The sequence below is a fragment of the Legionella tunisiensis genome (assembly GCF_000308315.1).
Lineage (GTDB): Bacteria > Pseudomonadota > Gammaproteobacteria > Legionellales > Legionellaceae > Tatlockia > Tatlockia tunisiensis.
Map to the genome: position 1 here is coordinate 1 of NZ_CALJ01000063.1, position 9502 is coordinate 9502.

Consider the following 9502-nt stretch of genomic DNA (forward strand, 5'->3'; position numbering starts at 1 on the left):
ATAAATTAGGCCAACTTGTTTATGGGACAGTCAAGAAAGTGACACGAGATAACATTATTATAGATTTAGGTGGTAAAGCAGAAGCCTTTATGCCACGTAACGAAATGTTACCCAATGAAATGTTTAGACCAAATGATAGAGTACGTGCTTATTTATACGAGATAACACCTCAAGCACGGGGACCACAACTGTATGTTAGTCGTACCCGCAATGAAATGCTGGTCGAACTGTTCCGCATAGAAGTCCCTGAAATTGGTGAAAATGTTATTGAGGTCAAAGCGGCTGCCCGAGAACCAGGCAATCGAGCTAAAATCGCTGTTAAAACCAATGATGGACGGATTGATCCAGTGGGTGCTTGTGTGGGAATGCGCGGTGCCCGCGTTCAAGCTGTTTCTGGTGAATTAGGTGGTGAGCGCGTTGATATTATTTTATGGGATGATAACCCAGCACAATTGGTGATTAATGCCATGGCGCCTGCTGATATCACCTCGATTGTCGTTGATGAAGATAGCCACACCATGGATCTGGCAGTCCAGAAAGATCAGTTATCACAAGCAATTGGCCGAAGTGGACAAAATGTCAGATTGGCCAGCCAACTGACAGGTTGGACATTAAATGTGATGACGGTTGAGGAGTTTAATAATAAGAGCCAGGAAGAGTCGAGCAAGATTGTTAATCTCTTTACCACAACGTTGGAAATTGATGAAGAAATCGCTAATCTTTTGGTGACACATGGATTTTCTTCCCTGGAAGAGATTGCCTATGTTCCAAAAGAAGAGCTACTTGCTATTGAAGAATTTGACGAAGAAATTGTTGATGAATTAAGAAATAGAGCAAATGATACGCTACTAACTCAGGCATTAACTTCTGGACAAGGTTTGGCTGGGACTCCCACCGAATCGCTGTTGGAAATGGATGGAATGACGGAGGCTTTAGCTAATAGCTTAGCAGCTAAAGGGATTACGACAATGGATGAACTTGCTGAACAATCGGTTGATGAATTGCTTGATGTTCATGGTATGACGGAAGAGCAAGCTGCCAAATTGATTATGAAGGCGCGCGAACCGTGGTTTCGATAAGTATTAATCAGATTGCTCGGGATTGGAGAGCTTCAATGCCGTGCATTACCAGATTATCAATGTGTTTGCTTAATGCTTTGATTATAGAAAGAATTTTGAGCACATAGTATTTAGAATTAGAGCAGTTTCTATGTGGGATTGCTGAAAGGGGATTAAATTATGGCGGATGTGACGGTTAAACAATTGGCTCAAGTCGTTGGTATCCCTGTTGAACGCCTATTAAACCAGTTACAGGAAGCAGGGTTATCTTTTAGTGATGAGCAACAGACAGTCAACGAAGAACAGAAGCGTATTCTGTTAAATCATCTTAAAGGCAGCTCAACCCGGGAAACAAGAGCAACCCCGGAGAGAATTACTCTTCGTCGTAAGAGCCTTTCTCAGGTGACTGTTGGCCATGATGTACATAGCGGCAAAACCGTGAATATCGAAGTCCGTAAAAAGCGAACCTATGTCAAACGAAGTAGCTTGATAGATCAGCAAAGTGAAACTGAACATGAAGAAGATATTGCTGCGCCAGTTGAAGATGTTGTAACGGAAGAAGCAATACAACTCTCTGGCGTTGAATCTGTTGCTGAATCTGAAGTTGAAGTTTTGCTTGAAGAGTCAAGCGAGCAAGATGAGTTGACAGCCGCTGAAGAGCCAGAATTAGTTGCCGAAGCGGATGAAGCCATTAGTCAAGAAACTCTCCCTGTAATCGATAATATTCTGACGGAACCTGTTATTGAAGAAAAGGTTGAGAAGGCTGCGAAAAAGAAACACGGCGATAAGAGCGATAGAACTGATTCCGAGCCTGATTCAGATTTCAAGAAGGGTCGTAACAAGCGAGGTAAATATCAGGCTCCTGTGCGCGAGGATGATGAAGGCTCTATAATGCGCCATAAGCGTAGTAAAGTTAAAAAGCGCAAGGGTAGTGAAAAATCAGAGAAATATCGTGAGGCTGAAGAAGCATTGACTCATGGCTTTGCTATGCCAACGACACCTATGGTACATGAAGTATTGATACCAGAAACAATTACTGTAGCTGAACTGGCCAAACGCATGTCGGTAAAAGCTGCCGAAGTCATTAAAATAATGATGGGCCTTGGTGCTATGGCTACTATCAACCAGGTTATCGATCAGGATACGGCTGCCATCGTTGTTGAAGAAATGGGGCATAAATCAAAAATAGTAAAAGAAAATGCTATAGAAGATACACTTGGCGATGTATTGAATAAAGGAAGTAAAATAGAAGCGCGTGCTCCTGTTGTAACTATTATGGGGCATGTGGATCATGGTAAAACTTCATTACTTGACTACATCAGACGTACCAAGGTTGCTGCTGGCGAAGCGGGTGGCATAACCCAGCATATTGGTGCTTATCACGTGAGCACGCCTAAAGGTGAAATTACTTTTCTTGATACACCAGGCCACGCTGCTTTTACTGCAATGCGTGCTCGTGGAGCGCAGGCTACTGACATCGTGATTCTGATTGTTGCGGCAGATGATGGTGTTAAACCGCAAACGGTTGAAGCAGTACAACATGCTAAAGCAGCTAATGTACCAATCATTGTCGCTGTTAATAAGATGGATAAGCCTGATGCTGATCCTGATCGAGTGATGAACGAACTATCAGCTTATGATGTAATTCCTGAGTCATGGGGCGGAGATACCATGTTCGTAAAAATTTCGGCTAAATCTGGATTAGGTATAGACGAATTGCTGGATGCCGTTTTGTTGCAATCCGAAGTATTAGAATTAACTGCGAATACTGATGGTGCAGCAAAAGGGGTGGTCATTGAATCGCGACTTGATAAAGGACGTGGTCCTGTGGCTACTGTGCTTGTACAAAATGGAACTTTGCATAAAGGCGATATCTTGTTAGCTGGTTTGCAGTATGGCCGTGTTCGCGCTTTAGTCAGTGATAATGGCACTCTGGTAGACAGTGCGGGGCCTTCTATTCCCGTTGAGGTACTTGGTTTGTCTGCTATTCCACATGCTGGTGATGAAGCAGTGGTTGTTCCTGATGAGAAACGTGCTCGGGAAGTGGCTTTATTCCGCCAGGGGAAATTCCGTGATGTTAAGCTGGCTAGACGGCAAAAATCTTCTCTGGATGGTATCTTTGAAACCATGACTACAGCAGAGATAAAAGTGTTGAACGTGGTCTTGAAGGCTGATGTTCAAGGCTCTGTTGAAGCGATTGCTGATGCTTTGGTTAAATTATCAACTGATGAAGTGAAAGTTGAAATTATTGCTAGCGGTGTCGGTGGTATTACTGAGTCTGATGTACATTTAGCTATTGCTTCTAATGCAATTTTAATTGGTTTCAATGTCAGGGCTGACAGTGGTGCTAAGAAACTGGCTGAACAGGAAGCTGTCTCTTTACACTATTTCAGTGTTATTTACGACATCGTTGATCAAGTCAAAGGTGCACTATCGGGTATGCTGGCTCCTCAATTTAAAGAAGAGATTATTGGTATTGCAGAAGTGCGAGATGTATTCCGCTCACCCAAACTGGGGGCAATCGCCGGTTGTATGGTTGTTGAGGGTATGATCAAGCGTAATAATCCAATTCGCGTACTCAGGAATAACGTTGTTATTTATGAAGGTACGTTGGAATCACTAAGACGTTTTAAAGATGATGTTGTTGAAGTTCGCCAAGGGTTCGAGTGCGGTATTGGTGTGAAGAACTACAATGATGTTAAAGCTGGCGATTTAATTGAAGTATTTGAGACAATTGAAATAAAGCGTGATTTATGAGTAAAGATTTTAAGCGAACCGACCGTGTTGCAGAGATGATGCAGCGGAAGCTTTCGCAAATCATTCAGCAGGAAATCAAAGATCCGCGATTGCCTGCTTTTATTACTATCTCTGCGGTAAAGGTTTCTGCGGATTTGGGACATGCAAAGGTTTATTTTACCGTTTTCAATGATGACGCGGAGCAAACGGCGGCAATTCTTAATGCGGCTGCAAGCTACTTACGTTCTGCTTTAGCGAGGTCAGTAACATTGCGTACGGTTCCTCAGCTTCATTTTGTATATGATGAATCAATAGAATATGGCAGGCGATTAAGTCGGTTGATTGATGAAGTTAATCCTCCAGACACCGATGATGAGCAAAATTGAGAATAAGCAGTCTGTAAACGGTATTTTACTGCTCAATAAACCACAAGGATTGTCGTCTAACGCTGTATTGCAGCAGGTTAAAAGATTATTTCAAGCAAAAAAAGCCGGTCATACTGGAAGTTTAGATCCATTGGCTACCGGTATGTTGCCGATCTGTTTTGGTGAAGCGACCAAATTTTGCCAATATCTCCTCGATGCTGATAAATGCTATGAAGCAAGTGGCTTGTTGGGTATCAAAACGAATACTGCTGATGCATGTGGTGAGGTCACGCAAGAAATCTCTAATTTTGTGCTGACAGAATCTCAATTACTGGCTACTCTTGAGCAGTTCAGAGGCAATATTCAACAAATCCCTTCTATGTTTTCGGCTTTAAAGCATAAAGGAACCCCCCTCTATAAATATGCTCGCGAAGGTGTGGATGTTGCTCGTGCAGCAAGAGAGATCATTATTCATCAATTGAATTTAACTGGATTTAGTAATAAAGAATTTGATATTAAAGTATCATGCAGTAAAGGCACATATATCCGTAATCTGGTTGAAGATATTGGTGATAGACTGGGTGTTGGCGCGCATGTAACTAGGCTCCATCGTGTGCATACAGCAGGGTTTGCTGAAGAGCCGATGTACAGTATCGATGATTTACAGAATAAAACAGCCGCACAACGATTAGCGTGTCTCTTGCCTATGGAGAGGGCAGTATCCTATTTACCGGCGTTAGCTTTGAATGCTGAAGAAATAATTGCTCTACGGCAGGGTAAAGTGCTTATTAATAAAATAATTCCCAATTTCACGAGCGGCTGTGTTCGTCTTCATGATGAGTGGGAACATTTTATTGGGTTGGGAGAACTGCAATTATCGGGTGTTTTAACAGTAAAACGTCTGTTAACTAGCGAGGCTGTTTCATAAGTTGAGCAGGTCTTAGCAACAGCAAGAGTAGATTGCTTCAAGCTCTTTATTTCTATAAAGGAAAAGTCAATAAATATTGCACAAATTCCCAACTAATACTTGTGTCAAGGAGCTGGCCTTGATAGAATGCTCCCCTTTGAATAAACACTTAGCTTATCCTCAGGAGTGAATAATGTCGCTAACTAGCGCACAAAAAGCAGAAATTGTTAACGAATATAAGCGAGCTGATAAAGATACTGGTTCGCCTGAAGTTCAAGTTTCTCTAATGACAGGTCGTATTAAATATTTAACTGATCATTTTAAAGAGAATAAAAAGATTTCCATTCACGACGCGGTTTACAAGAATTAGTAAATAAGCGCCGTAAGTTACTTAAGTACTTGAAGAGAAATGATCAAGCTCGTTATCAAACATTGATTCAAAATCTGGGCCTACGGGATTCCTATTGAGTATTCAGAACCATGTTAATGGGACTAATCTGCTCGATTCTCAGGTCAAATGAAAGGCGCAGTTTTCTGCGCCTTTTTTTTCATTATAACAATTTAAAGAGGTGGGTTACGTGGCTAAAATCACTAAAGAAATACGATTCGGTGAACACACGCTGGTACTTGAAACCGGTGAAATAGCTAGACAAGCAGATGGCGCTGTTTTTGCCAGCATGGGCGGGACACAGGTTCTCGTTACTGTAGTTGCCAAAAAAGAGGGGGCTGAAAACAACGATTTTTTCCCTATGACCGTTAATTATCAGGAAAAATCTTATGCAGCAGGCAAGATTCCTGGGGGATTTAATAAACGAGAAGGACGCCCCAGCGAAAATGAAACCTTAACTTCCCGCTTAATGGATAGACCTCTGCGTCCTCTATTCCCAGAAGCTTTCCACAACGAAGTACAGATTATTGCAACGGTTATGTCATTGAATCCTGAGGTTCCAGCTGACATCGTTTCAATGATCGCTGCTTCTGCAGCACTTGCCATTTCAGGTGTTCCTTTCCAGGGTCCTATTGGTGCTGCACGTGTAGGTTATAAAGATGGCGTCTATCTGTTAAATCCAGGGCATAAAGCAATTAGCACAATCTGAGCTGGATTTGGTTGTTGCCGGCACCCATGATGCTATTTTGATGGTTGAATCAGAAGCACGGGAGCTCAGCGAAGAAGTCATGCTGGGTGCGGTATTATTTGGCCATGAAATGATGAAGTCTGTCATTAAGGCAATTGTAGAATTTGCTAAAGAAGCTGGTAAAGCGGCTTGGGATTGGGTTGCTCCTCCTGCGGATACAGCCTTGCAATCGAAAGTGGTTGAATTGGCTACTTCTGCAGTTACCCAAGCTTATTTATTGAAGGATAAGCAACAACGTTATCAACGTCTTGATGCGATAAGACAAGAAATCGTTGAAAAAATCAGCAGCGAACAAGAAGACGTCAATAAAGACGCAGTGATCGACATACTGTGGAATTTGGAAAAAACGATTGTACGTAACCGTATTTTAGATGGTGAGCCACGTATTGATGGGCGCGATCAGAAAACAGTACGCCCAATTGCGATTCGTACAAAATGCCTGGAGAGAACGCACGGGTCTGCATTGTTTACTCGCGGAGAAACTCAGGCGATCGTTGCTGCGACGTTAGGTAATGAGCGTGATGCTCAAATTTTGGATAATTTGAGTGGTGAAACCAAAGACAGATTCATGCTTCATTACAATTTTCCTCCCTATTCGGTTGGCGAGACAGGGATGGTTGGTAGTCCGAAACGGCGAGAAATTGGTCATGGCCGCTTAGCGAAACGCAGCTTGATAGCAGTACTTCCTACTGCGGCTGAATTTCCTTATGTGTTGCGTGTTGTTTCTGACATTACAGAGTCAAATGGCTCAAGTTCCATGGCAACAGTTTGTGGTACCAGCTTAGCCTTAATGGATGCTGGTGTACCTCTGAAAGCACCTGTTGCTGGTGTTGCGATGGGTTTGATTAAAGACGGCGAGCGTTTTGCTGTTCTGACCGATATTCTGGGTGATGAAGATCACTTAGGTGATATGGATTTTAAAGTTGCAGGTACTGAAAAGGGCATTACTGCGCTGCAAATGGATATAAAAATTACTGGGATCACTAAAGAGATTATGGAGCAGGCTCTGGATCAAGCACTAGCTGGACGAATTCATATTCTTGGCGTAATGAACAGTTCCTTATCTGAGCACCGTGAAGAATTGTCCCAACATGCACCTAGAATTGCTACCATGAAAGTTGCTGAAGATAAAATTCGCACTATTATTGGCAAAGGTGGCGCTACAATTAAAGGCTTGATTGAAAGTACGGGTGTAGCTATTGATATTGATGATAGTGGTACTGTACAACTATTTTCTCCTGACGCTGAAGCATTGGAAGAGGCACAACGTCAAATTAAAGCCTTAATTGCTGAAGTCGAAGTAGGGCAAACGTATAAAGGAAAAGTCAGCAAGATTGTTGATTTTGGTGCCTTTATCAATTTATTGCCTGGTAAAGATGGTCTCTTACATATTTCGCAGATTTGTGCTGATCGTTCTCAAAAGGTTGAATCTGTATTAAGTGAAGGTCAGGAAATAGAAGTCTTTGTGGCAGGAGTTGATAAGCAAGGCCGCGTCAAGTTGGAGTGGAAAGATAAGCCGCAGATGCCTGCTGATTCTAAAAATGACGCATCAGAAGAAATATCAGATGATGTTGACGCAGAAATGGAATCATCTTCGCCAGAAGAAGAATAAGTGCGTTAGAGCAGCCTATACTGTATCGTTTAGGCTGCTGTGCTCTATTTGTATAGTGCTTGCTTTACTGTGGGGAGTTATTGAAGCGCTGCAACTGACTTATTATTTAATCAGTTGTAAAAATTCACTTCTGCTAGCAGGGTTATCACGCATTTCACCCAACATAACTGACGTTGTCATAATGGAATTTTGTTTCTCTACCCCCCGCATCATCATGCATAAGTGCTTTGCTTCCATCACTACTGCTACACCGCGCGCACCAGTAATTGATGAAATACAATAAGCAATTTCACTAGTCAGGCGTTCTTGAATTTGTAAACGGCGAGCAAAATAATCAACGATACGTGCGATTTTAGATAAACCCAACACTTTACCATTAGGTAAATAGCCTACATGGCATTTTCCCAAAAAGGGCAATAAATGATGTTCACACATCGAATACATTTCAATGTCTTTTACAATGACCATCTCACTCATGTCGGATTCAAACAAGGCATTGTTGATGATGTCATCAAGATTTTCACTGTACCCTTTGGTAAGGTAACGCAAAGCATTTGCAGCACGCTCGGGTGTGTCGCGTAGGCCTTCACGGTTGACGTCTTCGCCCAGTCTTTCAATAATTTCTTTATATAATTCCTGCATTGTAATGAGTCCTAGCCTGGAGGCCATGTCATCTGACGACCGCCCAGCAGATGTAAATGAATGTGGTAAACTTCCTGCCCGCCACCAGAATTGACATTGAAAACCAATCGGTATCCATCTTCACTTAGTTTTTCAGCCTTAGCCATCTTCTTTCCAGTAAGTATCATGCGGCCTAATAGCTGCTCATCCTTACTATCAGCTTCATTAATTGTTGCAATGTGTTGCTTAGGAATGATCAGCATATGTGTTGGCGCCTGTGGCCTAATGTCATGAATCACAATAACTTCCGGATCTTCAAATGCTATCTTCGATGGTATTTCTCCACTTACAATCTTGCAAAATAAACAGCTCATGGTCATCCTGATAGTGATGGCTTAACCGACAATTATACTCTGAGTTAGGCCAGATAAAAAAGTATTCCTCCGCTTATCCAGTAAATTCTATGCTGAGGGTGCGACATCGAGCTCACACAAAACATAATTTGTCCGTAGGCCGAGTAAAAACCGAAAGCTGTAACCGGGAGATTTTGAAAAATCTCAATAGGTTAGAGAGTCAAGCAACGTTTAACCATTCTATTTTGAATCCCAGGTTGCAGCTGTGCTTTCACCCGAGCCAACTTCTTCATCGATTGTCTAAAATCACCGACCATACCTCCCGATACTAAAAAGTGAGTGGCAGTGGAATGGTTTGCCCTCGTGATGAGTAGGATTGATTTTCCATTTTAAACTTCGTCCAACAGTTTGTGCGGCTTTCCTGAAATGGCTTTTATGTGATTTATCTTTTACTGAATTTAAGGAAAGTAAAATGCCAATCTCAATCTATGATAATTGGCATCATCAATTTTGGCTGACAGACGCCAATCAATTACCGCCATGCCCATTTTGAATGGTGTGTTGTGGTTCTCTGGTAAGCAAGAGCCCGGAAACACGGCAATCGTTTTTTAATTGCATACATTGGCTGCTGTAAGCTCTTCTTCTTTTTCTTCAGACGATGCTATTTTCGTATAACTTCGTATAATGTATGCTATACGAAGTTATTACGTTATT

At 42.1% G+C, this 9502-nt stretch carries 8 protein-coding genes and 1 pseudogene; 7 read left to right on the forward strand and 2 right to left on the reverse strand.

Annotated elements, in window-relative coordinates; translation table 11 throughout:
* From nusA to pnp, 7 genes and pseudogenes are all read left to right on the forward strand, one after another.
* Positions 1-1079: transcription termination factor NusA (gene nusA, locus BN58_RS05060; protein WP_019215916.1), on the forward strand; the 1079-nt coding region annotated here is incomplete at its 5' end.
* Between the two features lie 159 nt (positions 1080-1238).
* A complete protein-coding gene (gene infB, locus BN58_RS05065; protein WP_019215917.1) occupies positions 1239-3815 on the forward strand; it encodes a translation initiation factor IF-2 in 2577 nt (858 codons plus the stop codon).
* Positions 3812-4180, forward strand: a complete 369-nt coding sequence (gene rbfA, locus BN58_RS05070; protein WP_019215918.1) for a 30S ribosome-binding factor RbfA — start codon at positions 3812-3814, stop codon at positions 4178-4180. The genes infB and rbfA overlap by 4 nt, the downstream gene beginning before the upstream one ends.
* Positions 4167-5087: a tRNA pseudouridine(55) synthase TruB gene (gene truB, locus BN58_RS05075; protein ID WP_019215919.1), complete on the forward strand. Its 921-nt coding sequence runs from the start codon at positions 4167-4169 to the stop codon at positions 5085-5087. The genes rbfA and truB overlap by 14 nt, the downstream gene beginning before the upstream one ends.
* Before the next feature lie 172 nt (positions 5088-5259).
* Positions 5260-5534: pseudogene (rpsO, locus tag BN58_RS05080) on the forward strand (30S ribosomal protein S15).
* 110 nt (positions 5535-5644) lie between these two features.
* Entirely contained in the window at positions 5645-6163 is a 519-nt protein-coding gene (locus BN58_RS37520; protein WP_408605460.1) for a hypothetical protein, read from the forward strand.
* Positions 6164-6200: 37 nt separating this feature from the next.
* Entirely contained in the window at positions 6201-7814 is a 1614-nt protein-coding gene (pnp, locus tag BN58_RS22295; protein WP_408605461.1) for a polyribonucleotide nucleotidyltransferase, read from the forward strand.
* Between the two features lie 102 nt (positions 7815-7916).
* Here the strand turns inward: pnp and folE are convergent, their stop codons facing one another.
* Positions 7917-8456, reverse strand: a complete 540-nt coding sequence (gene folE / locus BN58_RS05090) for a GTP cyclohydrolase I FolE (protein WP_019215920.1) — start codon at positions 8454-8456, stop codon at positions 7917-7919.
* Between the two features lie 11 nt (positions 8457-8467).
* Positions 8468-8809 (reverse strand): histidine triad nucleotide-binding protein, encoded by a 342-nt coding sequence (locus BN58_RS05095; protein ID WP_019215921.1) that lies wholly within the window; start codon positions 8807-8809, stop codon positions 8468-8470.
* Between the last annotated feature and the right edge of the window lie 693 nt (positions 8810-9502).

Excerpts from the sequence above, each read along its gene's own strand:
- truB (WP_019215919.1), top strand. The coding sequence starts at position 4,167 with ATGAGCAAAATTGAGAATAAGCAGTCTGTAAACGGTATTTTACTGCTC.
- BN58_RS05095 (WP_019215921.1), bottom strand. The coding sequence starts at position 8,809 with ATGAGCTGTTTATTTTGCAAGATTGTAAGTGGAGAAATACCATCGAAG.
- folE (WP_019215920.1), bottom strand. The coding sequence starts at position 8,456 with ATGCAGGAATTATATAAAGAAATTATTGAAAGACTGGGCGAAGACGTC.
- infB (WP_019215917.1), top strand. The coding sequence starts at position 1,239 with ATGGCGGATGTGACGGTTAAACAATTGGCTCAAGTCGTTGGTATCCCT.
- rbfA (WP_019215918.1), top strand. The coding sequence starts at position 3,812 with ATGAGTAAAGATTTTAAGCGAACCGACCGTGTTGCAGAGATGATGCAG.